At 67.5% G+C, this 24,676-nt stretch carries 31 protein-coding genes; 24 read left to right on the forward strand and 7 right to left on the reverse strand.

The features are described from left to right. Nucleotides 1-28: 28 nt before the first annotated feature. The 3 genes from AC1DYD_RS18615 to AC1DYD_RS18625 all read right to left on the reverse strand — a co-directional run bounded on the left by AC1DYD_RS18615 (nt 29) and on the right by AC1DYD_RS18625 (nt 3,267). The gene (locus AC1DYD_RS18615) at nt 29-1,546 is read right to left on the reverse strand and encodes a tripartite tricarboxylate transporter permease (protein WP_478174227.1); all 1,518 of its coding nucleotides are present in this window, start codon (nt 1,544-1,546) and stop codon (nt 29-31) included. A gap of 93 nt (nt 1,547-1,639) precedes the next feature. Next, nucleotides 1,640-2,173: a tripartite tricarboxylate transporter TctB family protein gene (locus tag AC1DYD_RS18620; RefSeq protein WP_478174228.1), complete on the reverse strand. Its 534-nt coding sequence runs from the start codon at nt 2,171-2,173 to the stop codon at nt 1,640-1,642. Between the two features lie 134 nt (nt 2,174-2,307). Beyond that, complete coding sequence (locus tag AC1DYD_RS18625; protein ID WP_478174229.1) at nt 2,308-3,267, reverse strand: Bug family tripartite tricarboxylate transporter substrate binding protein; 960 nt, start codon at nt 3,265-3,267, stop codon at nt 2,308-2,310. Nucleotides 3,268-3,379: 112 nt separating this feature from the next. Between AC1DYD_RS18625 and AC1DYD_RS18630 the strand changes: the two genes are divergently transcribed. Genes AC1DYD_RS18630 through AC1DYD_RS18645 form a run of 4 tightly spaced genes read left to right on the forward strand, consistent with a single transcriptional unit; the run spans nt 3,380 to nt 6,726 of the window. Further along, nucleotides 3,380-4,060: a response regulator gene (locus AC1DYD_RS18630; RefSeq protein WP_478174230.1), complete on the forward strand. Its 681-nt coding sequence runs from the start codon at nt 3,380-3,382 to the stop codon at nt 4,058-4,060. Continuing rightward, nucleotides 4,057-5,472, forward strand: coding sequence for a sensor histidine kinase N-terminal domain-containing protein (locus tag AC1DYD_RS18635; protein WP_478174231.1), 1,416 nt, complete (start codon nt 4,057-4,059; stop codon nt 5,470-5,472). The genes AC1DYD_RS18630 and AC1DYD_RS18635 overlap by 4 nt, the downstream gene beginning before the upstream one ends. A gap of 4 nt (nt 5,473-5,476) precedes the next feature. After that, nucleotides 5,477-5,905 (forward strand): RNA-binding S4 domain-containing protein, encoded by a 429-nt coding sequence (locus tag AC1DYD_RS18640; protein ID WP_478174232.1) that lies wholly within the window; start codon nt 5,477-5,479, stop codon nt 5,903-5,905. A gap of 14 nt (nt 5,906-5,919) precedes the next feature. Next, the gene (locus AC1DYD_RS18645; RefSeq protein WP_478174233.1) at nt 5,920-6,726 is read left to right on the forward strand and encodes a PPK2 family polyphosphate kinase; all 807 of its coding nucleotides are present in this window, start codon (nt 5,920-5,922) and stop codon (nt 6,724-6,726) included. 78 nt (nt 6,727-6,804) lie between these two features. Here the strand turns inward: AC1DYD_RS18645 and AC1DYD_RS18650 are convergent, their stop codons facing one another. After that, entirely contained in the window at nt 6,805-6,972 is a 168-nt protein-coding gene (locus AC1DYD_RS18650) for a hypothetical protein (protein ID WP_478174234.1), read from the reverse strand. A gap of 307 nt (nt 6,973-7,279) precedes the next feature. Then, nucleotides 7,280-7,483 carry a hypothetical protein gene (locus AC1DYD_RS18655; protein ID WP_478174235.1) on the reverse strand — a complete coding sequence of 68 codons (204 nt, stop codon included), beginning with the start codon at nt 7,481-7,483 and terminating at the stop codon, nt 7,280-7,282. 74 nt (nt 7,484-7,557) lie between these two features. Between AC1DYD_RS18655 and AC1DYD_RS18660 the strand changes: the two genes are divergently transcribed. The 3 genes from AC1DYD_RS18660 (at nt 7,558) to AC1DYD_RS18670 (ending at nt 10,340) form a co-directional block, all read left to right on the forward strand. After that, the gene (locus AC1DYD_RS18660) at nt 7,558-7,935 is read left to right on the forward strand and encodes a hypothetical protein (RefSeq protein ID WP_478174236.1); all 378 of its coding nucleotides are present in this window, start codon (nt 7,558-7,560) and stop codon (nt 7,933-7,935) included. Between the two features lie 894 nt (nt 7,936-8,829). Continuing rightward, nucleotides 8,830-9,195, forward strand: a complete 366-nt coding sequence (locus tag AC1DYD_RS18665; protein ID WP_478174237.1) for a carboxypeptidase-like regulatory domain-containing protein — start codon at nt 8,830-8,832, stop codon at nt 9,193-9,195. Continuing rightward, nucleotides 9,192-10,340 (forward strand): hypothetical protein, encoded by a 1,149-nt coding sequence (locus tag AC1DYD_RS18670; RefSeq protein WP_478174238.1) that lies wholly within the window; start codon nt 9,192-9,194, stop codon nt 10,338-10,340. Before AC1DYD_RS18665 ends, AC1DYD_RS18670 begins: the two co-directional genes overlap by 4 nt. Before the next feature lie 243 nt (nt 10,341-10,583). On the opposite strand, the gene AC1DYD_RS18675 is transcribed toward AC1DYD_RS18670, so the two are convergent. Both AC1DYD_RS18675 and AC1DYD_RS18680 read right to left on the reverse strand, forming a co-directional pair. Continuing rightward, complete coding sequence (locus AC1DYD_RS18675) at nt 10,584-11,606, reverse strand: phage portal protein (RefSeq protein WP_478174239.1); 1,023 nt, start codon at nt 11,604-11,606, stop codon at nt 10,584-10,586. Then, nucleotides 11,606-13,384 carry a terminase ATPase subunit family protein gene (locus tag AC1DYD_RS18680; protein WP_478174240.1) on the reverse strand — a complete coding sequence of 593 codons (1,779 nt, stop codon included), beginning with the start codon at nt 13,382-13,384 and terminating at the stop codon, nt 11,606-11,608. Before AC1DYD_RS18680 ends, AC1DYD_RS18675 begins: the two co-directional genes overlap by 1 nt. A gap of 165 nt (nt 13,385-13,549) precedes the next feature. Here AC1DYD_RS18680 and AC1DYD_RS18685 point away from each other — a divergent pair, with 165 nt between their 5' ends. The 17 genes from AC1DYD_RS18685 (at nt 13,550) to AC1DYD_RS18765 (ending at nt 24,664) form a co-directional block, all read left to right on the forward strand. Further along, nucleotides 13,550-14,392 (forward strand): GPO family capsid scaffolding protein, encoded by an 843-nt coding sequence (locus AC1DYD_RS18685; protein WP_478174241.1) that lies wholly within the window; start codon nt 13,550-13,552, stop codon nt 14,390-14,392. Nucleotides 14,393-14,436: 44 nt separating this feature from the next. After that, entirely contained in the window at nt 14,437-15,444 is a 1,008-nt protein-coding gene (locus AC1DYD_RS18690; protein WP_478174242.1) for a phage major capsid protein, P2 family, read from the forward strand. Nucleotides 15,445-15,449: 5 nt separating this feature from the next. Beyond that, a complete protein-coding gene (gene gpM, locus AC1DYD_RS18695) occupies nt 15,450-16,157 on the forward strand; it encodes a phage terminase small subunit (protein WP_478174243.1) in 708 nt (235 codons plus the stop codon). 113 nt (nt 16,158-16,270) lie between these two features. After that, complete coding sequence (locus tag AC1DYD_RS18700; RefSeq protein WP_478174244.1) at nt 16,271-16,741, forward strand: head completion/stabilization protein; 471 nt, start codon at nt 16,271-16,273, stop codon at nt 16,739-16,741. After that, the gene (locus AC1DYD_RS18705; RefSeq protein WP_478174245.1) at nt 16,741-16,941 is read left to right on the forward strand and encodes a tail protein X; all 201 of its coding nucleotides are present in this window, start codon (nt 16,741-16,743) and stop codon (nt 16,939-16,941) included. Before AC1DYD_RS18700 ends, AC1DYD_RS18705 begins: the two co-directional genes overlap by 1 nt. A 4-nt stretch (nt 16,942-16,945) precedes the next feature. Then, nucleotides 16,946-17,359: a hypothetical protein gene (locus AC1DYD_RS18710; protein ID WP_478174246.1), complete on the forward strand. Its 414-nt coding sequence runs from the start codon at nt 16,946-16,948 to the stop codon at nt 17,357-17,359. Continuing rightward, entirely contained in the window at nt 17,359-17,940 is a 582-nt protein-coding gene (locus AC1DYD_RS18715; RefSeq protein ID WP_478174350.1) for an N-acetylmuramidase family protein, read from the forward strand. The genes AC1DYD_RS18710 and AC1DYD_RS18715 overlap by 1 nt, the downstream gene beginning before the upstream one ends. After that, nucleotides 17,937-18,476: a lysis system i-spanin subunit Rz gene (locus AC1DYD_RS18720; RefSeq protein WP_478174247.1), complete on the forward strand. Its 540-nt coding sequence runs from the start codon at nt 17,937-17,939 to the stop codon at nt 18,474-18,476. Before AC1DYD_RS18715 ends, AC1DYD_RS18720 begins: the two co-directional genes overlap by 4 nt. Further along, nucleotides 18,460-18,972, forward strand: coding sequence for a phage tail protein (locus AC1DYD_RS18725; RefSeq protein WP_478174248.1), 513 nt, complete (start codon nt 18,460-18,462; stop codon nt 18,970-18,972). Before AC1DYD_RS18720 ends, AC1DYD_RS18725 begins: the two co-directional genes overlap by 17 nt. After that, nucleotides 18,969-19,433 (forward strand): phage virion morphogenesis protein, encoded by a 465-nt coding sequence (locus AC1DYD_RS18730; protein ID WP_478174249.1) that lies wholly within the window; start codon nt 18,969-18,971, stop codon nt 19,431-19,433. Before AC1DYD_RS18725 ends, AC1DYD_RS18730 begins: the two co-directional genes overlap by 4 nt. A 123-nt stretch (nt 19,434-19,556) precedes the next feature. Beyond that, a complete protein-coding gene (locus AC1DYD_RS18735; RefSeq protein ID WP_478174250.1) occupies nt 19,557-20,231 on the forward strand; it encodes a CDGSH iron-sulfur domain-containing protein in 675 nt (224 codons plus the stop codon). Between the two features lie 160 nt (nt 20,232-20,391). Next, nucleotides 20,392-21,123, forward strand: a complete 732-nt coding sequence (locus AC1DYD_RS18740) for a phage baseplate assembly protein V (protein WP_478174251.1) — start codon at nt 20,392-20,394, stop codon at nt 21,121-21,123. Continuing rightward, entirely contained in the window at nt 21,120-21,482 is a 363-nt protein-coding gene (locus AC1DYD_RS18745) for a GPW/gp25 family protein (RefSeq protein ID WP_478174252.1), read from the forward strand. The genes AC1DYD_RS18740 and AC1DYD_RS18745 overlap by 4 nt, the downstream gene beginning before the upstream one ends. After that, a complete protein-coding gene (locus tag AC1DYD_RS18750) occupies nt 21,479-22,369 on the forward strand; it encodes a baseplate assembly protein (RefSeq protein WP_478174253.1) in 891 nt (296 codons plus the stop codon). The genes AC1DYD_RS18745 and AC1DYD_RS18750 overlap by 4 nt, the downstream gene beginning before the upstream one ends. Then, the gene (locus AC1DYD_RS18755; protein ID WP_478174254.1) at nt 22,362-22,928 is read left to right on the forward strand and encodes a phage tail protein I; all 567 of its coding nucleotides are present in this window, start codon (nt 22,362-22,364) and stop codon (nt 22,926-22,928) included. The genes AC1DYD_RS18750 and AC1DYD_RS18755 overlap by 8 nt, the downstream gene beginning before the upstream one ends. A 5-nt stretch (nt 22,929-22,933) precedes the next feature. Beyond that, nucleotides 22,934-24,034: a hypothetical protein gene (locus tag AC1DYD_RS18760; protein WP_478174255.1), complete on the forward strand. Its 1,101-nt coding sequence runs from the start codon at nt 22,934-22,936 to the stop codon at nt 24,032-24,034. A gap of 6 nt (nt 24,035-24,040) precedes the next feature. Further along, a complete protein-coding gene (locus tag AC1DYD_RS18765; protein ID WP_478174256.1) occupies nt 24,041-24,664 on the forward strand; it encodes a hypothetical protein in 624 nt (207 codons plus the stop codon). The last annotated feature ends 12 nt before the right edge of the window (nt 24,665-24,676 follow it).

Raw genomic sequence — 24,676 nt, forward strand, 5'->3', positions numbered from 1 at the left:
GACTGAGCCCGCGCGGCGCCGCGGGCCGTCAGGCGGCGGCCGCCGCGGCGGCGCGCCGCTCGCTCAGCCGCTTGGCCAGGCGCGGCAGGATCATCACGGCCAGCACGATGATCACCAGCACGATCGACATCGGGCGCTGGAAGAACACCGCCGCGCTGCCTTCGCCGATCGACATCGCGTTGCGCAGCTGGGCCTCGGCCAGCGGCCCGAGGATCATGCCGACCACCACCGGTGCGGTCGGGAAGTCGAAGCGCCGCATGACGACGCCCAGCAAGCCGATGGCATAGAGCAGCACCAGGTCGAAGGCGCTCTGGCGCATGCCGTAGGCACCGACCGTGGCGAAGATCAGGATGCCCGCATAGAGCTGCGGCTTCGGGATCTTGAGCAGTTTGACCCACAAGCCGACCATCGGCAGGTTCAGCACCAGCAGCATCACGTTGCCGATGTAGAGCGAGGCGATCAGCGCCCAGACCAGCGCGGCCGAGGTCGTGAACAATTGCGGGCCCGGCTGGATGCCGTAGTTCTGGAACGCACCGAGCAGGATCGCCGTGGTGTTCGAGGTCGGGATGCCCAGCGTCAGCAGCGGAATCAGCGCGGCGGTCACGGTGGCATTGTTGGCGGCTTCGGGTCCGGCCACGCCTTCGATGGCGCCCGTGGTGCCGAACTCGGCCTTGGCGTCCGCATCCTTGGCCAGCTTCTTCTCGGTCGCATAGCTCAGGAAGGTCGGGATCTCGGTGCCGCCGGCCGGGATGCAGCCGAAGGGCGTCCCGATGGCGGTGCCGCGCAGCCAGGCGGGGATCGAACGCTTCCAGTCGCGCGGCGTCATGTGCACGCGGCTCAGCTTGTTCTGGGCTTCGACCACCTTGCCCTCGTAGAGCACGGCATACAGCACCTCGGCCACCGCGAACAAGCCGACCGCCACCAGCACGATCTCGATGCCGTCGAGCAGTTCGGGAATGCCGCCGGTGTAGCGGCCCTGGCCCGAGATCTGGTCGAGCCCGATGCAGCCGGCCGCGAGCCCGATGAACAGCGCCGTCATGCCGCGCAGCGTGCTCTTGCCGAGCACCGCGCTGACCGTGGTGAAGGCCAGCAGCATCAGCAGGAAGTACTCGGGCGGGCCGAGCTTGACCGCGAAGTCGGCGACGAAGGGCGCGAACAGCGTGACGATGACGGTCGCGATCGTGCCGGCCACGAAGGAGCCGATCGCGGCGGTCGCGAGCGCGGCGCCCGCGCGCCCGCTCTTGGCCATCTTGTTGCCCTCCATCGCGGTCACCATGCTGGCCGTCTCGCCCGGCGTATTCAGCAGGATCGAGGTGGTCGAGCCGCCGTACATGGCGCCGTAGTAGATCCCCGAGAAGAAGATCATCGAGGCCGTGATGTCGACCTTGCCGGTGATCGGCAGCAGCATCGCCACCGCCACCGCCGGCCCGATCCCGGGCAGCACGCCGACCGCCGTGCCCAGGGCGCAGCCGATCAGGCACCAGAGAAGGTTCGCGGGCGTGATCGCCAGCGCGAAACCATGCATCAATGCGTTGAAGATTTCCATGTCAGGCCTCCCGCCGGGCCGCCCCAAGGGAGGCCTGTGCCCCCTCGGGGGGCAGCGAATACACGAAGTGATGAGCGTGGGGGTTTCTCATGTTCAGATCCAGCCCGTGGCCGTCAGGCCCGGCAGGTTGATCGCCAGGAACTTGGTGAACATCCAGAACACCGGCGCCGCGATCAGCAGGCCGGTCACGAAGTCGGTGAGCCAGGTGCGCGGCGAGTTCACGCCGCCCTGCCCGCTGGCGCGCCGCAGGCCCTGCACCGCGAGCAGGTAGCACAGCGTGCAGCTCAGGATGAATCCGATGCTGGTGATCAGCGCCGCGTTCAGCAGGAGCCCGGCCGACACCCAGACGAAGCCGGCCCAGTACGGCTGGCTGGCGCCCGAGGGTTCTTCCATGTCGCGAAAGCCGCCGGTGCGCGATTCCCAGAGGATCCAGGCCCCGCAGACGGTGAGCGCGACCGACACCAGCCAGGGCAGGAAGTTGGGCCCGACGCCGCCGTAGCCGGCCTCGGAGGAGATGTCGATGGCGCCGAAGGCCAACGCCAGCCCGGTGATGAGCACGCCGAGGCCGACCAGGGTCTGGGGCCAGATCGGGGGCGGAAGGAATGAAAGTGAGTCGTTGTTGGACATTGTTCTTGACCTCGGCGAGGGAGGAAGGATTTCGCTTCCGGCACATCAGGCCGGCGCCGGGCCGCCCCAAGGCGGCCGCGGCCCCCTCGGGGGGCAGCGAGTACACGAAGTGACGGAGCGTGGGGGCAAGCCCGTCACACCATCCCGGACTTCACCATGGTCGCGCGCAGGCTCGCGAACTCGTCGTCGACGAACTTGGCGAAGGCCTCGCCGGACAGCACCGCGGGCGTCCAGTCGTTCTTCTTCAAGGCTTCGCCCCACGAGGGCGCCTTGAGCGCCGCCAGCACCATGTCGGTCAGCGCCTTGCGCTGCTCGGGCGTGATGCCGGGCGCACCGTAGACGCCGCGCCAGTTGCCGATCTCGACATCGATGCCCTGCTCCTTGAGCGTTGGCACGTTGACGCCCGGCAGCCGCTGCGCCGAGGTGACGGCAATGGCCTTCATCTTGCCGGCGTTGATGTACTCGGCGAATTCGCTGAAGCCGCTGCCGCCCACCGTGACGTTGCCGCCCAGGATGGCCGCCGTGGCCTCGCCGCCGCCCCGGAAGGCGACGTAGTTGATCTTCGACGGATCGACGCCGACCTTCTGCGCGATCATGGCCGCCGCGATGTGCTCGGTGGAACCGCGCGAGCCGCCGCCCCACTTGACGCTGCCCGGGTCCTTCTTGAGCTGTTCGACCACGTCCTTCATGGACTTCAGCGGCGAACTGGCCGGCAGCACGAAGACGTTGTATTCGCTCGTGATGCGCGCGATCGGCGTGGCCTGCGACAGGCTCACCGGCGGCTTGCCGGTGATGATGCCGCCGAGCATCACGGCGCCCATGATCATCATGGCGTTCGGGTCACCCTTGGAGCCGTTGACGAACTGCGCCAGGCCCAGCGCACCGGCTGCGCCGCCCTTGTTGTCGAAGGTCACGGTGTCGGCCAGCTTGGCATCGGTCAGCGCCTTGCCCAGCGCCCGTCCGGTGGTGTCCCAGCCGCCGCCCGGATTGGCCGGGATCATCATCTTGACATTGGGGGCGGCCCAGGCCGACAACGGCAGGGCTCCGGTGGCGGCCAGGGCGGCCAGTGATTTCAAAAAGGTATCGCGACGCATGCATGTCTCCTTGGATTTGGGCAAGCTGAGTGGAAGCTGACGCCGCTATGATGCGCCGCCCCGCTGTCAGTTGGCTGTCCGCTGCACTGGGGTATACACCGAAAATCGCGCCATGAAGCTGCTGCTAGTCGAAGACGATCCCTCGATGCAAACCACCTTGCAGCGCACGCTCGGGCGGCGCCAGATCGATGTCCGCATCTGCGGCGACGGCGCCCAGGCGCTGGCGCAGTGGCAGGCGCTGGAGCCCGACGTGGTCGCGCTCGACCTCAGCCTCCCCGGGCTCGACGGCCTGCAGGTGCTGGCCCAGGCCCGCGCGGCCGGGCTGCGCACGCCGGTGCTGCTGCTGACCGCCCGCGGCACCGTCGGCGACCGCATCGTCGGCCTGAACGCCGGCGCCGACGACTACCTGCCCAAGCCCTTCGACCTGGACGAACTCGAGGCCCGCATCCGGGCACTCAAGCGGCGCCACCAGGGCGCCGGCGCCGATGTCCTGGCACGGCTGCCGGAGGTCGGCGGCCTGCGCTACGACCCCGACAGCGGCGCCATCTACCACCGCGCCGAGGTGCTCGAACTGACGCCGCGCGAACTGGCCCTGCTGAAGGCGCTGATGGTCAAGCCCGGCCACGCGGTCAGCAAGGAGCGCCTGTTCGAGCTGGTGTTCCCGGGCGAGGCCGACGTGCAGTACGAGGCCATCGAGGTGGTCGTCTACCGGCTGCGCAAGAAGCTCGCCGCCACCGGCGTCACGCTGATGACGCTGCGCGGCCTCGGCTACCTGCTGCGCGAAGAGGCGTGATGCGGGCGGCCTCGCTGCGCGCCCGGCTGCTGCTCGGCATCCTCGGGCCGATCGCGCTGTTCGTCGTCATCAACAGCGTCAGCCTCTACCGCCAGAGCCTGGCCGCCGCCACCACCGCCTACGACCGCACCCTGCTGGCCTCGGCCAAGACCATCGGCGAGCAGCTCGACGTCGAGGGCTACGACGACGCGGCCTCGCTGCGCGCCATCGTCCCCTACTCCGCGCTCGAGGCCTTCGAGGCCGACAACCAGAGCCGGATGTACTACCGGGTCTCGGCGCTCGACGGCCAGATGGTGTCGGGCTTCGAGGAACTTCCCTTCTGGCGCGGCAAGCTGCCGAACCGTCCGCCCTATGCGGCGTTGGTCGACTTCTACGACGCCGAGTTCCGGGAGATGCCGGTGCGCGTCGCGGTGCTGCTGCAGCCGGTCGCCAGCGCCAACGGCCGCGGCATGGCCGTGGTGCAGGTGGCCGAGACGCTCGAGCTGCGCGAGACGCTGGCGCGCAAGCTGCTCGTCGACACGCTGTGGCGCCAGTTGGTGCTGATGGGCGTGATCGCCGCGGTCACCGTGGTCGTGGTGCAGCGCGCCACCCGCCCGGTGCGCGCCCTCGGCGAGGCGATCCAGGCCCGCGCCGCCGACGACCTGTCGCCGATCGACGCGCCCCATGCGCCGCGCGAGCTGCGCCCCCTGATCGACGCCACGACCCAGGTGATGGGCCGCCTGCGGCGCCTGCTGGACCACCAGAAGCGCTTCGTGCGCGACAGCGCCCACCAGCTGCGCACGCCGCTCGCGGTGCTCAAGGCGCAGGTGCAGTCGGCGCGCCGCGGCGACGTGCCGCCCGACCAGGCGCTGGGCGAGATCAGCGAGACCGTCGAACGGGCCACCGCGCTCGCCAACCAGATGCTGTCGCTGGCCAAGGTCGAGCAGCTGCGCCAGCAGCCGGAGTCGATCACCCTGGACCTGGCCGAGGCGGTGCGCGCCGTGGCGCTCGACCTGTCGCCGCTGGTCGCCGACAAGGCACTCGATTTCGAGCTCTCCACCGGCCCGGCGCCGGTCCCGGTGCGCGCCCATCTCTGGATGCTGCAGGAGCTCGCGCGCAACCTGCTGCACAACGCGATCAAGCACAGTCCGCGCGAGGCGATGCTCACGGTCCAGGTGCGAGCCGAGGGCGGCGAGGCGCTGCTGCGGATCAGCGACCAGGGCCGCGGCATCTCCGACGAACTGCGGCAACGGCTGTTCGCGCCCTTCGCGGCCGGCGACGTCGCCAGCGGCTCCGGCCTGGGGCTGGCGATCTGCCATGAGATCGTGCTGGCGCTGGGCGGCAGCATCGCGCTTCGGAACCGGGAAGCCGGCGGACAGACCGTCGGCCTCGATGCTGTCGTGCGAATTCCGCTGGCGCGCGACAATGGCTGAACTCATGGACCGTCTCCGCATCGACAAATGGCTCTGGGCCGCGCGCTTCTTCAAGACGCGGTCGCTGGCCGCCGACGAGATCGGCAAGAACCGCGTGCAGGTCAACGGCGATGTCGCCAAGGCTTCGCGCGAGGTCAAGGTGGGCGACACCGTGACGATGCGGCTCGGCAGCGTGTCGCGCGTGGTGCGGGTGCGCGGCATCAGCGGCCAGCGCGGCCCGGCCCCGGTGGCGCAGCAGCTCTACGAAGAAACGCCCGAGAGCCTGGCGGCCCTGGCCGCGGCCCGCGAACAGCGCCGGCTCGGCAGCGAGCCGGCACTGAGCATCGCGCAGGGCCGCCCGACCAAGCGCGACCGGCGCGAGCTCGACGGCGCCCGGCGCGCCGACTGGGACAGCCGCTGGAGCGCCTCCATCGCACCCGACGACGACGAATAAGAGAACCCTCGCCCATGGCCAGCTTCAGAACATACCGTGTCGGCAGCAAGTTCAGGCTGGCCGCCATCGATCCCGCCGCCACGCCCTTTCTCGACGGCAACGAGGCCGCCCAGCGCGAGCAGCTCGACACGCTGGCGATCGAGCTCGACCGGCTGCAGAACCTGCTGCACGCCGAAGGCCGGCGCAAGCTGCTGCTGGTGCTGCAGGGCCTGGACACCAGCGGCAAGGACGGCACCATCCGGTGGGTGTTCGCGCGCACCTCGCCCCTGGGCGTCAAGGTGACCGCCTTCAAGGCCCCGACAGAGAACGAAAGCGCACACGACTTCCTCTGGCGCTGCCATGCGGTGGTGCCGCGCGCCGGCGAGATCACCGTCTGGAACCGCAGCCACTACGAGGACGTGCTGGTGCCGGTGGTCGGCGGCAGCATCGACCGCGACGAGACCCGGCGGCGCTATGCGCGGATCAATGATTTCGAACGGCTCCTCACGGAAACCGGCACCGTGGTCGTGAAGTGCATGCTGCACATCAGCAAGGACGAGCAGCGCTTGCGCCTGCAGGCCCGGGTCGACGACCTCGACAAGCAATGGAAGTTCTCGCTCGGCGATCTCGAGGTCCGCAAGCAGTGGGATGCCTACCAGGCCGCCTACGAGAAAGCGCTGGTCGCCACGTCGACCGACGACGCGCCCTGGCATGTCATCCCGGCCGACAACAAGCATCACCGCAACCTGATGATCGCCAAGCTGCTGGTCAAGACGCTCAAGGGCATGAAGCTGCGGGTGCCGGCCGCCGATCCGGCCCTGAAGGGGCTGGTCGTCGAATAGCGGGCTGGGTGAGTCGGGGCGCGGGCCACCCGGTGTCCTCGGCACGCGTCCCGCGCGCGATCTGAGCCAGGCCTTGATTCAGAACTTCGGCACGATGCCGTAGGCGATGATCGCCAGGAAGCCGACGATGCCGACCATCATCAGCACCGGGCCCCATTTGCGCTCCCGCCAGGCAAAGCCGACGGTCATGATGGCGGCGAAGGTGACGGCGACGACGGAAGCGAGTTCCAGGGTGAGTTCGGGCATGGCGGAATGTTACCCGGGCGTCTCGCCGCCGACCGCGCCGAATGGCGCAGAGACGGGGCAGTACGTCGCCGCGCTTGATCTGGATCATGTTCCCCGCCCCGCCGAGCCCGGGACGCCTGATGAACGAGAAAAAAAGCCCGGCAGATCAATGATCTATCGGGCTTTTTTGGAGGCTCCAGAAGAATCTGGAGCCTGTATTGGCGGAACCGGAGTCCTCCAGATAGCGAGCATTGACGGGCGTTTCCGGGCGATCGTCAGCTTCTATGGGCCATCCCATAGGCCAACGACCCCTCCTCCCGCACCAGGCTTAGCTCGCCGGGCCGTGGGTCTTGCCATGAATCGGCTGCAGCCACTCGACCGCTGCCTGCGCCGGCGGCAAGCCTCGAAGGCGGTCGTCCTTCCACAGATCGGCCGCGACCTCCTCGAGCTGCTCGGGGTCCACCGTCCGCCACTGGCGCTGCAGCTGGTGGGCACAGGCTGCAATCCAGGTTTGTGCGCTGATTGGGTCCATGCCAATACTGTACGCCCATCCAGTATTTTTTGCAGATGTTTGCAATCGTCTACCGATGTCGACGCGAGGGCCACTTGCTCGATGCGGAGGCGGCCAAGGCTCAGCCGGCCCGAGGCGAACTGCGCGTCGAACGCAAGGGCATGCGGCGCGTCGCCGTGCTGCTCGCTGCGGATCGCGAGAGCTACGTCATTCCGCTCCTCGACAAAGCGCGGCTCCTGAGGATCACTGAGCGCGGCCTGCTGCTCACCGGCGTCGAGATCCTGCCGCCCAGTGGCAACGAGGGCACTGGCCCTGCGTACGCCCAGACCTGGTGGTGCTTGCAGCGCGAGCTGGTGACTCGCACCGAGATCTCTCCAGCCGAGGCGCGCGCGCTCGAGCGGCGGTGCCAGGCCGAACAGATCGGCAAATCGATGGTCAGCCACTACAGCCGGCGCGGCAAGTTCAGCCCCTGAAGTCGCGCTGGATCTGGCCAATCAGGCCGCCTTTGCCGCGGACCTGAATCCTTGGTTGCAGGAACTTCGAGAGGAGCCGAACCGCCTCTTTTTGGCCCCGCCCAGAATTCCAGGGAGGGTTCGGGAGAAACCTAATTTTCCTGATCAGGATGGCGAACCGCCCGCAAAGCCTTTATCCATGCGGGTTTCGGCCAAACTGGCAACCCTGATTTTTTCCTAATCTGAACCTAACCAGATCAGGGTCGTTGAGGCTGATCCCGAGAAAAATGAGACCCTATATAAATCAACAACTTAGCTTTCGATTAGGTTTCAGGTTAGGTCTGATCAGGGTTGAACCCTAACCACCCATCGCTAGGCGCCATGCGGGTTTGCGGGCGATTTTGGGTGTCGATTAGGAAGATTAGGTTTCTCCCGAACCCTTGCTGGATTTCGTCCCGAGGTGCCCTCGTGTGGCACTGCCCGTCGAGCCATCGTTCCCAGGATCAGGGTTCGTCGAAACACGTCGCTGAGGGACGGGCGATCGGACGACTCCAAGGCACGATTGGCGTGGCGCGAGCGCCTTCCGACACCGCCGTCGAAAGCGCCCTATTTAGATCGGGGGCGGGGCGGGGTCTCGAGCGCGCGCTCCAAGCGTCGCGCACTGCGGTGATGGGGTGCCTGCTCAACCACGGCGCAACGAGCTCGCCGCGCGTGATCTCTGTGAAACGCTACTTTCTCCCACTGGCCTTCGCTTCGGCCGTCTCAAGCACGGTCTGCAACTGCTCGCGCGGCAAGTTGACGACCCGCCTCCTCCGCGAAAGGGATTGCGTAACCAAGTCAATGATGTTTAATGCTTCCACAATTCTCATCCGCGTTACGGGGGACACGCAACGTGACATCCCTGCAGGAGGGCCCATGAAGCTCGGCAGTCTCTGTATTGCGATCCACGGCACGGATAAGGGAATCTGGACAGCCGTGCGCGCCGCAGCCGTCGCGACGGCGTCTTGGGCGTTTGCATCGTATGGAATCGCGGCGGACTTGGCGGGCACGTCCCGGGATCCGAGCGGTCATATTCGAGCAGGCGTACCCGTCCAGCTCTCGGATGCCCAGGATCGCGTGCTGCGCACTACTACGACGACGGGCGCAGGAGAGTTTGCGTTCGTCGGAATTGAGCCCGGTCAGTACAAGCTGAAATGTCGCGATAGCGACAACACCGAAAACAAGGTCCCAGTTGATGTGGCTCCTGGAATGAACCGCGCCGATTGCCGGAGGCGGCCATGAACAAGCCCAAGTTGGGGCCATTGGAAAGAAAGGTTCTGTGGGAAATCCTCGAAAAGGAAGTGGACGTCCTCTACAAGATCCTGATCTTGATCATTGGTGGCATTGTTGCAGGAGGATTCCTGGTATTGCAGAACAAGCAAAACGAGAGTCACTATTACGCCGACCTGATGGCTCAACGGGAGAAATCCGATTCCGATCTTCGATCTGCGATGTTCAAGGTTCTTTTCGATGCATATTTCGGAAACAAGATTCGGATTGAAGATAAGAATCCGAACCCCTCGCATCCATCGAGATCTAGCGGCGACCCGGTTCAGGCAGCTTCGAAGGTGATTGCCGACTCGGATAAGGACGCAGTACTTGATGGGTTGCGTCAGGAGAGAATGCTCGCGGATCTACTTGCACGAAACTTCGACAGCATTGATATACGCCCTCTTTTGGAAGACCTTGAAGCCCGGCTCGCCCGCTATATCGACGATCCGAACGAGCATAAAGCCTCCGACAAGCGCCGACATCAGGCATTCGAGGAACGGGAGCAATTGCGACGCGTGGCCGTTGGCGCAATCGGGCGGCAAGTGGCTGCGCTCGAGGGACTCGGGAGCGGCCAAGTTCGCGTCAGCCATCACGGCATCAACACATGCAGGTCGAGCGATGAGCATCAGGGCGACGCAAAGGTAGAAAGCCTCAACGACCGAGTCAGCCCGCCACTCCCACCCGACGTGGCGACCGGGGTAGGGGCGATTGAATTCATTCGCTTGAGGGACGGCGCAATCGACCTGCGTATCAGCAAGCTTCCCAATAAGGACGCGGGACCCGAGAAAGCAGATCTTGGAGCAGGCGAGCTGAACCTGACCATAACGTTTTTCGACATGCCCACTCTCGAGAACATTCGCCTAAAAGATGGAGAGCGCGTTTCTTTCTCCATGTCCAAGTACCTTTCGAAGACGAGATGTAGCCGCTTCAAGGCAGACCTAGATGAGAGCCTACGTATCGACTGCGCCTACTTGGAGAGTAGAAAAGAGAACTGCGAGATCGCTAATTTCAGAGTTGTCATTTTGCCGAAAAACTACCTTGGAGTTCGAGATCGTCCTTATGTCAACGACCTGGCGTCCGGACGCTATAGCACGGCGTGGTGGCGATTCTGGTAGAAGTCGATGTGTATTAAAAGGCTGATGGGCGCCTGCTTTGCAACTCTGTTCGACAACTGCACGTAGCAAAAGCCAATGACGATGGATGGTTGGAGGCGCTGGGAAGGTCTCCGCCCCATCCCGTGCCGTGCATCGACGTTCGCGACAGCGATTCATCGAGGGCGAAGCCTGGCGTCAATTCACGCTGCTGCCCGAGTGCCTAGTGCCCGAGCCGACCTTCGACCCGAATTGCTTCCTTGAGCATCAGCCTTGATGGCCGTCGTCGGCATCCGGCGCACGGACCTCATACGCCTCGAATTGCACGACCTCCTGTCCCACCCATGCATTGATCTCCCTGAATCGCTCCTGCAGCGGCCGGATCTCGTTGCGCGCGAACACTTGGGCGGCCGGCAGCACGGCGCCAAAGCCGCCCGTATTGCCCGGCACGATGCCCAACAGCTGCGGCGGAATGCGATGCGCAGCGAGCACGTCATCGCGGCTCACGTTCTTGATGTTGAAGAACTCGTCCCGGGCTGCGACCTCGCTCACCGGAATAAGCTGGACCCCATCCTTCTTTCCATTCGGCGAATAGAGGAACAGGTTGCGGAAGTTCCCCGGCCCCTTGCTCTCCTTCAACGCGGTCCGCATCGCGTCGATGTCCTCCTGTTGCTGCGCCGGATCGCTGACGTAGAGGATGAAGCCGGCGTGGCTGCCGTTGTTGTAGTAGCGGCGGCGGAACAGCGTGGCGCTCTCGTTGAGCCAGGCCGACTGCAGCGCACTCAGGTACTCGGGCAGGCCGTACACCTCCTGGTTGATGTCGGCCTCGCGCATGTGGTGAACAGTGCCCGGCTGAAACTCGTGCTCGTCCTTCCACCCTCGCACGAAGAAATAGCTCTCCAGGTCGGCACCGCGGCGCATGTACTTCGACAGCGCATGCTTCAACGCCACCGGCCGCTTCGTCCGCGAGCGCCGGGTCTCCAGGTAGGCATTGCCGAAGATGAGGAAATCCAGCACCCAGGCGCCGAAGGTCGCGCGATCGAGCATCGGGTGCGGGATGAAGGTGCTCAGCAGGATGTTGCGCTTGAAATAGATCGAGCTGCTGTGGTGCGTGCTCGCGCGAAAGGACTTGGCCAGGCCGTCCCACGACACCGGCGGCTCGAACCACCGCCCGTTCGACCAGCATTCGATGTAGTCCAGCAGGTCGCGCCGATCCATCACCGGCGTCGGATCGCCAAAGGTGAAAGCCTCCATGCGTGCCGCCCGATCGGCATGCGCTTGTGTGTTCATCAGGAAATCTCCATGAAGCCGCTGTTCGCGGCGGTGTGGCCCTCGAGGGGCTCGTTGTCGAGGGCGTGCATGCAGGCCCAAGCCAGGTCGGCATGGCCGGTCTCCTCGTTGCGGCCGGCTTCGAAGGTGACGTTGCGGCCGCTGGCCGTGAGCGTCTTGCGAATGGCGAGAAAGGCATGCGCCAGGTCGACCCAGCCGGCGTCGAACTCGAGCCGACCGCGGCTGATCACGTTCTTGGCCTTCAGCACCAGCCGCGTCTTCACCTCGACCGAGTAGTTGATGGCCTTGGCCGCCGGGAAGAACTTGGCGACGAGCTGATAGACGCCCTGCCCCAGCCCCGTCGTGTCGATGCCGATGAACGTGACGTTGTAGCGCAGCGTGATCTGGCGGATCGCCTCGGCCTGGGCCTCGAAGTCCAGGCCGCGCCACTGGTGGCGCTCGAGCACGCGGAACTTTCCGCCGGGCTTGCCGGGCGGCGCCAGGACGACGCAGCCGGCCGTGTCGCCGGTGTGCGAGGGGTCGTAGCCCACCCACACCGGCCGGTGCCCGTAAGGCCGCAGCGTGAAGGGCTTGTAGAACTCGGCCCACTCCACCCACGAGTCGACCATGCAGCCCTGCAGCTCCGACATCGGGAACACCGACTGCGTGTCGTCGATGAACTCGCACATCAGCAGGTTGGCGAACTCCTCGGCGTTGTACTCGAGGCGCAGCTCGTCGATGTCGAACAGGTCGCAGCCGCCGGCCTCGGCGTCGAGGATGGTGACGATGTGGCGCCAGACCTTGTCCTCGCCCGTGAAGCCGTCAGCCAGGCGCGCATGCGAAAGGTCGAGCGAGATCCGCTGGTCCTTCGGCCGGCGCTTGTTGAAGCGGTCGCCGCTCCAGTAGGCGAAGGCCTCGTGCTGGATCGAGCTCGGCGTGCTGAAGTAGGTCTTGCGCCACTGCTTGTGCATCGCCATGCCGCTGGCGACCTTGTTGAGCTCCTCGAAGCGATGGGTCCAGAAGAACTCGTCGAAGTAGAAGTTGCCGTGGTAGCCCTGCGCGGTGCGCGCGTTGGTGCCGAGGAAGTAGATGTGCGCGCCGTTGGCCAGGATGATCGGATCGCCGGCCAGGTCGACGCCGCAGGCCTCCTGCGCGAACTGCACGATGTACTGCTTGAAGATGTGCGCCTGCGACTTGCTCGCGCTCAGGAAGATCTGGTTGCGCCCGGTCTGGATCGCATCGGCCAGCGCCTCCCGCGCGAAGTACCAGGTCGCGCCGACCTGGCGGCTCTTGAGCACCATGCGCGTGCGCTCGTGGCCGTTGCGCATCCAGATCTTCTGGTGGCCGAAGAGCGACTCGCGAAAGGCCTCGAGCAGCTGGTCGCCCTGCTCCTCGCTGAAGCTGTTGCGCACCGTCTTCTTCCTCGGCGCATCATTGCGGCGCTCGATGTTTGGGTTGAGGTCGACCTCCTTGCCTGTCTTCTCGTACTTGCGCACCCGCGCCAGGCGCTCGACCTGGCGGCCCAGCAGATCGATCTCCTTGAAGTCGCCGCCGGTCTTCGGGTCCTTGGCGATCAGCTGCACCAGACGCGTCTCGAGCGCACCCTCGACACGCTCGATGGGTTGCGCCGCGTCCCATTGCTCGGCATCCTTCCAGCCGTGCACCGTCGTCCGCGGTTCTCCGAGGAACTCCGCGATCGACGAAATGCGCCATCCCTGCCAATAGAGATGGCGCGCGGTCCGGCGCCGCTCGGCGACCGGCACCTCGGGCGTTTGCGCCACTTCACTGTTTGAAGACATGGCGCAAGGCTATGGCTGCGGCACGACGACCGCATCGCTGCCACGCCGCTTTTGCTTCTGGATCCACGATCTAGAAGGCGAAGGCGTTGAGCCGCGCGAAGCCTGGGCCGACCATCGGTCCACCGCTTCACGAAGCACGACTCAACCTCCCCGCACAGCACCACCATGGCCCAGAAATCCAAGATGTTCCGCGTCGCCACCGAAGGCGCCACCACCGACGGCCGCCGCATCGAGCGCACATGGATCGAACAGATGGCGAAGAACTTCGACCCGAAGAAGTACGGCGCCCGTGTCTGGCTCGAGCACATGCGCGGCATGTACCCCGACAGCTCGTTCCGCGCCTACGGCGACGTGGTCGCGGTCGAGGCGCGTGAAGTCGAAGGCGGCAAGCTGGCCCTCTTCACCGAGATCGCGCCCCTGCCCGACCTGGTCGCGATGACCACCCGGGACAAGCAGAAGATCTACACCTCGATCGAGGTCAACCCCAAGTTCGCCGACACCAACGAGGCCTACCTGGTCGGCCTGGCCGTGACCGACAGCCCTGCGAGCCTCGGCACCGAGGTGCTGAGCTTCGCGGCGCAGAACCCGAAGGCCAATCCCTTCGCCGGCCGCAAGACCTCGCCGGACTGCCTGTTCTCCGAGGCGGTCGAGGCCACGCTCGAATTCGAGGAGGAACCCGACGACACCACGATGCGCGACCAGATCCGGGAGATCGGCGTGGCCCTCAAGAAGAAGTTCGCCAGCTTCACGCGCAAAAGCAACGACACCGTGAGCGACCTGCTCGGCGTGGTCGAGCAAATGGGCTCCGTGCTGGCCGACGTGGCCGAGCAGCAGGACGCCGGCGCCGGCGCGCTGGTCGAGCTGCAACAACGCTTCGCCACGCTGCAGACCGAGCACCAGGCGCTGCAGGCCAAGTTCGAAACCATCGACACCACCGACGCCGGCAGGCACGCCCAGCGCCCTGCTGCCACCGGCGGCAACCCCAGGCTGCAGGCCACCGACTGCTGAGCCCGGCCGGCACGCACCAGAACACGAATCACCCGGAGCCCCTCATGCAAAACGCCACCCGCATCGTCTACAACCAGCTGCTGGACCGCCTCAGCGACATCAACCACGTGCCCAGCGCGCGCGAGCAGTTCGCGGTCGAGCCCAGCGTGCAGCAGACGCTCGAGACCAAGATCCAGGAATCGAGCGAGTTCCTCGGCAAGGTCAACATCATCGGCGTCACCGAGTTGAAGGGCGACAAGCTCGGCCTCGGCATCAGTGGCCCGATCGCCAGCCGCACCAACACCGACGCCGCCGACCGCCAGCCGCGTTCCGTCGAGACGCTGGACGAGCGCGGCTACGAGTGCCGCAAGACCAACTACGACACCTTCATCAAGTACGCCACGCTCGACGCCTGGGCCAAGTTCGCGGACTTCCAGACCCGGGTGCGCGACCTCATCGTGAAGCGCCAGGCGCTCGACCGGATGATGATCGGCTTCAACGGCCTGCGCGCCGCCGCCAACACCGACCTGGCCGCCAACCCGCTGCTGCAGGACGTGAACATCGGCTGGCTCGAGCACATCCGCAGCGAGGCGCCGGCGCGCGTGCTCGATTCGGGCGCCGCGGGCGACCGCGTCGTGATCGGCGCCACGGGCGACTACAAGAACCTCGACGCCCTGGTCTACGACGCCTACCAGACGCTGCTCGATCCGTGGTTCCGCAACGATGGCGCCCTGGTGGCCGTCGTCGGCCGCAACCTGCTGCACGACAAGCTCTTCCCGCTGGTCAACGACCCGACCGCGCCCACCGAAGTGCTCGCCGCCGACATCGTGCGCAGCCAGCGCCGCCTGGGCGGCCTGCCGGCCGTCACCGTGCCCTACTTCCCCGAGAACAAGGTGCTCATCACCCGGCTCGACAACCTCTCGATCTACTGGCAACTCTCCGCCCGCCGCCGCAGCCTGGTCGACAACGCCAAGCGCGACCGCATCGAGAACTACGAGTCGAGCAACGACGCCTATGTGGTCGAGGACTACGGCCTGGCCGCGCTGGTCGAGAACATCGAGATCGCCGCCTGACCGCCATGCGCCAGACCCCCGCCCAGCGCCACCTGCAGCGCAAGCTCGCCGTCATCGCGGTCGCCGCGGCGCCGGCGGGCGGCGAGCTGCAGGGCAGCGCCTATGAACTCATGCTCGTGCAGCTCGCCGAGCACCGGCGCCGCCTCAAAGACATCCAGTCGGTCGAGCGCAAGATCGAAGCCAAGCGACAGTTCCTGCCCGACTACGACGCCTGGGTGGACAGCGCTCTCTCGGCCGGCCAGGGCGCGCGCGACCTGATCCTGACCACCGTGCTGGTGTGGCACATCGACGCCGGCAACTACAGGCGCGCGCTGCAGATCGCGCCCTACGCCGTGCAGCACGAGCTGCCGCTGCCCGACCAGTACGAGCGCAACCTCGGCACCGTGCTCATCGACGAGTTCGGCGCCGCCGCGCTCGCCGGCAAGATGACCAACGCCGAGGCGCGCGAGCACCTGCCGCAGGTGCTCGCGCTGACCGAGGAGCTGGACGCGCCCGACCAGGCGCGCGCCAAGCTGCACAAGGCGATGGGCTTCGCGCTGATCGGCAAGACCGGTCCGGCCGACGTGGACTTCGACGCCGTGCCCGTGAAGGACGCGCGCCCTGCGCTCGACCACCTGCAGCGCGCCCTTGCGCTGTTCGACCAGGTCGGCGTGAAGAAAGACATCGAGCGCCTGGAGCGCCGGCTGAAGAGGCCCGACGCCCTGCCCTCGTAACGATTCCGGACCCCGGAACCCCGGCGGCTCGGGCTGATTCCTGAAGGCCACAAGCCCCACGGATGACGCCCGACCACCGCCGACCTGTTCAACCCTCGCCCGCAAAACGCTGCATGAGCTTCCTCGCCAACCCTCCCGCACCGGCACCGGCCGCCGAGAAGCCGCTGGCGAACGACGGCTGGTTCCCGAACATCGACCTGGTCGAACTACGCGCCACGGCGCGGCTCGACGGCACCGTCACGGCCGATCGCCTGCGCTACAGCGCACTCGCGGCGATCACGAGCATCAACGGCGAGCTGGCCGGCTACAAGGCTGCGCAGCTCACCCTCGGCCACGCCAGGCTGGAGGACGTGCCATGCACCCGCATCGCGGATCTGCCGATCCAGGTCGTGCGCTACCTGCGTGCCGTCTACAGCTATGTGCAGGCCGACCTGGTCGAGCGCTACCGCGACTTCGACACCACCGGCGCCGGCGACAAGGCCGCCGACAAGCTCGAGGCCCGCGCCAACGACCTGCGCCGCGACGTGCGCTGGGCGATCTCCGACCTGCTCGGCATCCGCCGCACCACCGTGGAGCTGATCTGATGCAGGCCCGCGCGATGCAAGGCGACACGCTCGATCTGCTGTGCTGGCGCACGCTCGCCCGCACCGACATCGTCGAAGCCACCCTCGCCCTGAACCCCGGCCTGGCCGACCACGGCACGGTGCTGCCCACCGGCCTGCTGGTGGAACTGGCCCCACCCGCCACCACCCACACCCGATCCACCGTGAGCCTCTGGGACTGATGACATGCAAGACTGGGTCAAGAAACTCTTCGCCGAGCCTTCGACGCTCGGAATCATCGTGTCGAGCGCCGCGGTCGGCGTGGTCGCCGGCATTGCGCAGGGCGTGGTCGAGAAGCGGCACGGCGGCTGGGGCGGCTTCGCCCGCGCCGTGCTGACCGGCACCGCGGTCGCGGTCATCGTCGGCCTGGGCATCGAAGACTTCATCGCCTCCGAGACCGCCCGCCTCGCGATCGTCGGCGCCTGCGCCGTGATCAGCGAAGACATCTGGGCCGGCCTGAAGGCGCTGGGCAGCGCGATGCGCCGTGATCCGCTGGGCTTCGTGGCACGGGTGATCGATGCGGTGCGCGGGCGCGCCCAGGCGGCGCGCAAGCCTGGCGACGCCGAGCCACCGGCCAACGACGATCGAGGCCGGCCGTGATGAAGACGCTGGTCGAGCTCGACTTCCAGAACGCGGCGCGCGCGCTGCGTTGCGCCGTCGCCGCGGTCAAGGCGGTGTGCGAGGTTGAGGCGCCCGAGGGCGGATTCGACGCCGACGGGCGCCCGCGCATCCTCTTCGAGGGCCACAAGTTCAGCGCCGCCACGGGCGGCCGCTACGACCGCTCGCATCCCACGCTGAGCTACCCAACCTGGACCCGGGCGCACTACGCTCGCGGCCCCACCGCGGATGCCCGCAACGCCGGCGAGCACCAGCGCCTGCAGGCCGCCGCCCTCCTCGACCGCCCCGCGGCCCTGGCCTCGGCGAGCTGGGGCAAGTTCCAGATCCTCGGCGCCAACTTCAAGGCCTGCGGCTTCGCGACACTGCAGGCATTCATCAACGCGATGTATGCCAGCGAAAGTACGCAGCTCGACGCCTTCATTCGCTTCGTGAAGCACGAGCAGCTCGACGACGAAATGCGCGAGCTGCGCTGGGCGGACTTCGCGCGCCGCTACAACGGGCCGCGCTATGCCGAGAACAACTACCACGGCAAGCTCGCGGCGGCCTACCGGAGGCATGCGTGAGCTGGGCCGCCATCGGCAAGCGCAGCTTGCCCGCGCTGCTCTGGGTTGCGCTCGCCATCGGCTGGACCGCGGCCACGTACCGCTTCGGCAGCCAGGCCGGCCGCGCCGAGGTGCGGGCCGCCTGGCAGACCGAGCGCACCGACAACGCCCGCGCGCTCGCCAATGCGATCGAACGCCAGCTCGACGCCGAGCACGCACTGGACGATGCGCTCGGCACCCGGGATCTTCAGCACCGAAAGGAACTCGCCGATGTGCAAAGGAAGCACGATGATTTTGTGGATGGCGTGCGCCGTGGCGCTGTCCGGGTGTCAATCCCTGCCCGCGCCCCCGCCTGCCGCTCCGCGGGCGATGCAGCTGCCGCCGCTGCCGGCCCAGTTGCACAAGCGCGAGCCGAACTTGAGCCAGCGGCTGCAGCAGCTCTTGCAGCCATCGCCCGCGACGGAGACGGCGCCATCATCGACCTCAACGCCTGCATCGACCGCTACAACCAGGTACGCGGCGCCGCCCGCGCCCTGAGCGATGCGCAAACCCCTTAGCCTGCGCGCGCACCTGACAGCCGCCTCGCCCGAGCTGCAGCGCGACCCCGACACGCTCGCCATCTATGTGCGCGAGGGCCGCCTGGTCGCCGCCGGCGCCGCGACGCTTTCCTTCGAGTACCGCTACACGCTCACCGCCGTGCTGCTGGACTACGCGGGCCCGGCCGACGCGATCATGGTGCCGCTGCTCGCCTGGTTGCGCGCCAACCAGGTCGAGATCCTGGAGAACCCGGCGCTGCGCGACAAGAGCGTGCGCTTCGAGGTCGAGTACCTGAACAAGGAGACCGTCGATATCCAGATCGAGATCGACCTGACGGAAGCGGTCACCGTGGCGCCAGGCGCCGAACCGACCGCGCCCAGCGCTGCGCGCCGCTACGACGTCGCCTACCCCGACGAGCCCGCGCGCGAAGGCGCCCTCCAGGCGGCGGAACGCTGGGAAGCGTGGAGCGACGGCAAGCTGCTCGCCGCATGGCAGTTCGAGGCCACCGAGCCATGAGCGCCAGCGATCCGCTGATCACGCTCGAGGACTGGGTCGCGCCCTTGATCGCCCGGCTCGCGCCGGCCGAGCGCCGCGCGCTCGCCCGCAAGGTCGGGCAGGACCTCCGACGCAGCCAGGCCGCGCGCATCGCCAGCCAGCGGAACCCGGACGGGAGCACCTACGCGCCGCGCAAGGCCGGCAAGGCGCGGCAGCAGCAGGGGCGCATTCGGCGTGGGATGTTCGCCAGGATGAGGACCGCGAAGCATCTGCGGCTGCAGGCGGATGAGCAGGCCGCGAGTGTCGGATTTATTGGCCGCACGGCGCGCATTGCGCGGGTGCACCAGGAAGGCCTGCGCGACCAGGTCCAGGCCGGCGGGGCGACCTACGAGTACCCGGTCCGCGCGCTGCTAGGCCTCTCGGAGGGAGATCGGGAGCGGATCAAGGATCTGTTGCTGGACCACCTGGCGGACCGGCGATAGGGTCGGTCGGCCAAGCGCCGTTGCGACGGTCACCAATAGACCACGCCGTCCTCTCGGGGCCTTGTCCGCGGGCTGGCGTCCGCGCACACTTGCGGCAGACCTCAGGCTTGGAGGATTTGCAAGATGAAGCAGCACCCAGTCACGGATGGAGCGGTGAGCCATCCCTCCCCGGCGAAGATCAGACCCCGCATCAAGCTGTCGCGCAATGGGCCCTATCTGGTCACCGTCGATGACCTGACAAACTCGAAAGGGGAGCGGCTCGATGGGTCTCACGGCATCGCGTTGTGTCGTTGCGGCGCGTCGAAGCGGAAGCCGTTTTGTGACAGCTCTCATATCCGCATCGGGTTTTCGGACGAGCGGCGCCCGGACCACACGCCTGATGGCGTCGTGGACTACCCAGGCGCCGCCATCGTCGTGCGTTTCAACCGTCTTCAGTGCTCGGCGTCGGAGCGGTGTGCGAAAGCCCTGCCGCTGGTCTTCCGCGAAGGCCAAACGCCCTGGATCCAACCGGATCAGGGGGACGCGGACACCATCGTCGAGGTCGTTCGACGCTGCCCATCGGGCGCGCTTCGATACACACGGCATGGCCAACCCGGACCCAGTGACGTGAATGCCCCGAGCATTCGTATCGCACGAAACGGCCCCTATGAAGTGCAGGGCTTTGATCTTGACACCGAGGCTTGGAGCGAAGGCGCCTCGCGTGAGCGCTACACCTTGTGTCGCTGCGGCGGATCGAAGAACAAGCCATTTTGCGACGGTACGCACCGGAGCATCAGATTTCAGGACGACAACAACTGAATGATGGACGGCTTGCCATCGTCTGCTGGCGTGCCCGAAGCCGAAGTTCCCGCGACGACGCCCGCTGCTGGTCTGCCACTGCAGGCCCCATCGTTTGTAGATCGCCGATCTAGAAGCCGAATCGCGTGCATCACGCGACCCCGCCCGGCACCATCCCTGCATGGTCGAACAAGGCGCAAGCAACGCAGAACTCATCCGCTGCATCGAGAACATCGTACGTGCAGGCACGGTCGCGCAGGTTGACCACGGCACCGCGCGCTGCCGCGTCCAGTCCGGTGGCGTCACCACCAACTGGCTCCCCTGGATCACGCTTCGCGCCGGTGATATCCGCCGCTGGTCGCCGCCCTCGGTCGGCGAGCAGTGCATCGTCCTCTCGCCCGGCGGCAACATGGCCTCGGCCTTCGTCCTGGTCGGCGTCTTCAGCGATGCGGTGCCCGCCAACGGTGCCGCCGGCGACGTAGAGCGCATCACCTACCCCGACGGCGCCGTCGTCGAGTACGACCACGCCAGGCACGCCCTGCTGGCCACCCTGCCCGCCGGCGGCACCGCCGACATCACGGTGCCCGACTCCGTCACGGTCCGCTGCAAGAGCGCCGAGGTGACCGCCAGCGACAGCGCCACGGTGCATTCGCAGCAGATCACACTCGACGCCCCCAAGACCGTCGCCACCGGCGAGCTGCTCGTGCAAGGCCTGCTGACCTACGCCGCCGGCATGGTCGGCGGCGGCGCTGGCCCTGGCGGCGCGGTCGCCGTCATCAACGGCCCGGTCGAAGTCCGCAACGGCGACATCACGCTGCCCGGCAACGACGTGGTCGCCCAGGGCATCAGCCTGGCCGGCCACGCGCACGAGAAGGTCGTCAAGGGCGGCGACCTCAGCGGAGGCCCGGTATGAGCGGCATGGACCGCCTCACCGGCCGCGCCCTCGACGGCGTCGAGCACCTGCGCCAGAGCATTGCCGACATCCTCGGCACGCCCATCGGCAGCCGCATCATGCGGCGCAGCTACGGCAGCCAGCTGCCCGAGCTGGTCGATCAGCCCGACAACGGCACGACCCGCGTGCGCGCCTATTCCGCCGTCGCCGGTGCGCTGATGAAGTGGGAGCCGCGCCTGCGCCTCTCGCGCGTGCAGCTCTTCAGCGGCACCCGGCCCGGCCAGGTGGTGATCGAGATCGACGGCATCTACGCGCCGCCCGGCATCGCGGCCAGCGTGCTGGCCCTGCGCGTGCCCATGCAGATGAGGGCCGCGGCATGAGCATGGACCTCACGCTGCTGCCCGCGCCCCAGGTCATCGAGCCGCTGGACTACGAGGCCATCCTGCAGAAGCTGCTCGCGCGCTTCCGCCAGCTGCACCCCGAGTTCACGCTGCTGCTCGAGTCCGACCCCGCCATGAAGCTGCTCGAGGTCATGGCCTGGCAGGAGCTGCTGATGCGCCAGCGCATCAACGACGCCGCGCGCGCCAGCATGCTGGCCTATGCCGTGGGCAGCGACCTCGACCAGCTCGCGGCCAACCTCGGCGTGCAGCGCCTGGTCGTCACGCCGGCCAACCCGAACGCCGTGCCGCCGGTCGCGGCCGTTCTCGAGGCCGACGACCGCCTGCGCGAGCGCACGCAGGCCGCGCTCGAGGGCATCACCACCGCCGGCTCGCGCGAGAGCTACCGCTTCCACGCGATGACGGCCGACGCCCACGTGGCCGATGCTGGCGTCGACAGCCCGGAGGCGGGCACCGGCAAGGTTCGCGTCACCATCCTCGCGGCCACCGCCAGCGGCATCGCCGACGAGGGCCTGCTCGACACCGTGCGCAACGCCCTGAGCGCCGAGCACATCCGCCCGCTGTGCGACCTGGTCACCGTCCAGCCCGCCGAACTGATCGACGCCGAGATCGTCGCGGTGCTGCACCGCAAGACCGGCCCGGCCGGCGAAGTCGCCGCGGCGACCGCCCGCGCCGCGCTCGACGCCTGGTTGCCGAAGGTGCGCCGCCTCGCTGCGGGCCTGCCGCGCTCGGGCATCGACGCCGCGCTGCACCAGCCCGGCATCGATCGAGTCGAACTGCTCTCGCCGGCTGCCGACATCCTGTGCGATACGACGCAGTGCGTGCGCGTCGTCCGCATCGCGATCACCGAGGTGGTGACCAATGACTGACGCGCGCCTTCTGCCGCCAAACCGGACCGCGCTGGAGTCGGCCATCGCCGCAGTCTCCAGGCTCGCGCTGGACACCTCCGGCCTGCGCCACCTGTGGAGCGCCCGACACTGCCCGCCCGAGGCGCTGCCATGGCTCTCGTGGACGCTCACGGTCGAAGGCTGGAGCGATGCCCGCAGCGACGATGCGCGCCGCGCCGTCATCCTCGACAGCATCAACATCCACCGCCGCAAGGGCACGCCCTGGGCGATCCGTGCGCTGCTGCGCGCGCTCGGCTTCGGCGAGGTCACCCTCATCGAGCGGGTCGGCGGCAACAAGCACGACGGCGCGATCTCGCGCAACGGCGAATACGCCCGCGCCCCGCTCTCGTCCACCTGGGCCACCTACCGCGTCGTGCTCGAGCGGCCCATCACCAACGCGCAGGCCGCGCGCATCCGCGCCCTGCTCCCTTCCGTCGCGCCGGCGCGCTGTCTCTGCGTGGGCCTGCGCTACGCGGCCGTCGCCGGCAGCCACAACGGCGCCATGCGCCGCGACGGCTCGTTCAACCGCGGAAGCGCATAGACCTCATGGCAAACCTCATCGAAACCGACGCCTGGGAAGACGGCATCTACCAGTGGGAAGAAGACGACCCCGTGCTCGGCGGCCCGAGCGGCATCGACAACGTGCCGCCGCGCCAGCTGGCCAACCGCACGCGCTATCTGCGCGTGCGCAACATCACGGCCTGGGTGCCGGGCTTCGACTATCCGGCCGAGGCCTATGTCGCGCATGCGGGCACGACCTGGAAGAGCCTTGTGCAAAGCCGTGGCATCGAGCCCGGCAGCGACTCCACGAGGTGGACGCGCTGGGCCCACACCGCGAAGGAGATCGCGGCCCTGCTGAGCGACTCCACCGCCGCGCACGAGGCCAAGGCCGACCCGCACCCGGTCTACGCATTTCGCGACGGATTCGATGCGGTCCCTGTGAAATTCGCCGGCCAGGTCATCACGATCGTCGCGCCGCATCTGCGGCAAATGGTCTGGAACGGCGCGCGCTATACCCGCGCGCCATGGCACCAGCCCGGCATGGTGCAGTACAGCTACGACAACCCGGCAAGCATCCCCGGCTACCTGCCGATCCGCGGCGACGTGAGCTACAACCAGGCCAACTATCCCGACCTGGTCGCACGGCTCGGCCTGTCCGGCACCGGCACCTTCTCGCTGATCGAACTGCGCGGCGAGTTCATCCGCTGCCTGGACAACGGCCGCGGGGTCGAGGCTGGCCGTGCGCTGCGCTCCTGGCAGGACGGTGACAACCGGAGCCACGGCCACGCCTTGTCGGACCCCACCCACGGGCATTACGTCAACGATCCAAGCCACGCACACCCGGCTTGGACCGACGCCCAAGGGCACCACGCCCACCTGAACGGCATCCACGCGAGTTGGAGCGAGAAGGCCGGCGGCATTCCGCCGCTGGTTCCCAACGGCGAGTTCAACAACCGCATCGCAATCGAGGGCTTCGATGAGCGCTGGGGCACGGATGCGAGGGGCTCACACGCCCACAACGTCGGCATCGGCGCGGCTGTCACTGGCATCTGGTTGAGTGCGAGCGCCACCGGTATCGGCATCCACGACAGCGGCTCCGAAGCGCGCCCGCGCAACGTCGCCTTGCCGGCCTGGATCAGCTATTGACGTCCCATGACCAAGACCATCTATCTCATCGACCCCGAGACCCATGTGTTGATCGGCAGCTCGCCGCACCCACTCGACCCGGTCGAGACCGAGCGCACCGGCAAGCCCGTTTATGCATTGCTCAACTCTGCTGTCGCGACCGAAGCCGTGCCGCCACGCGTGCCGGTCGGCATGCGCGCCGTGTTGGTGGACCGCGACTGGGTGCTCGAGCCGATCCCTGCGCCAGCGCCGCCGCCCGCGCCCGCAGCGGCGCCAAAGCCCGCGCCAACACCCGAACCCGTCGAACCCAGCTTCGATGAACGCCTCGCGGCACTGCGCGCCCACGTGCAGGACTACATGGATGCCATCGCCCGTTCCTACGGCTACGACGACATACGAACCGCCGTCACCTATGCCGAGGAGCCGTCGGTGCCCAAGTTCCAGGCCGAAGGCCGCGCACTGCGCGCGTGGCGGTCCGCCGTCTGGCAGGCCTGCTACGAGCTGCTGGAGCGCGTTCAGGCCGGCGCGGCCCCGGAGCCCGGGCTAGAGCACCTCGCCGACCTGTTGCCGCGCTTCGCCATGCCCGAGCCCGTCCCCGCCCCCGTGCTTGAGCCAGAGCCCAAGTCCGAGCCGATAGCCGAGCCCAGCTGAGCACCGCGACAT

This window comes from Variovorax sp. P4_B11, from assembly GCF_056402355.1.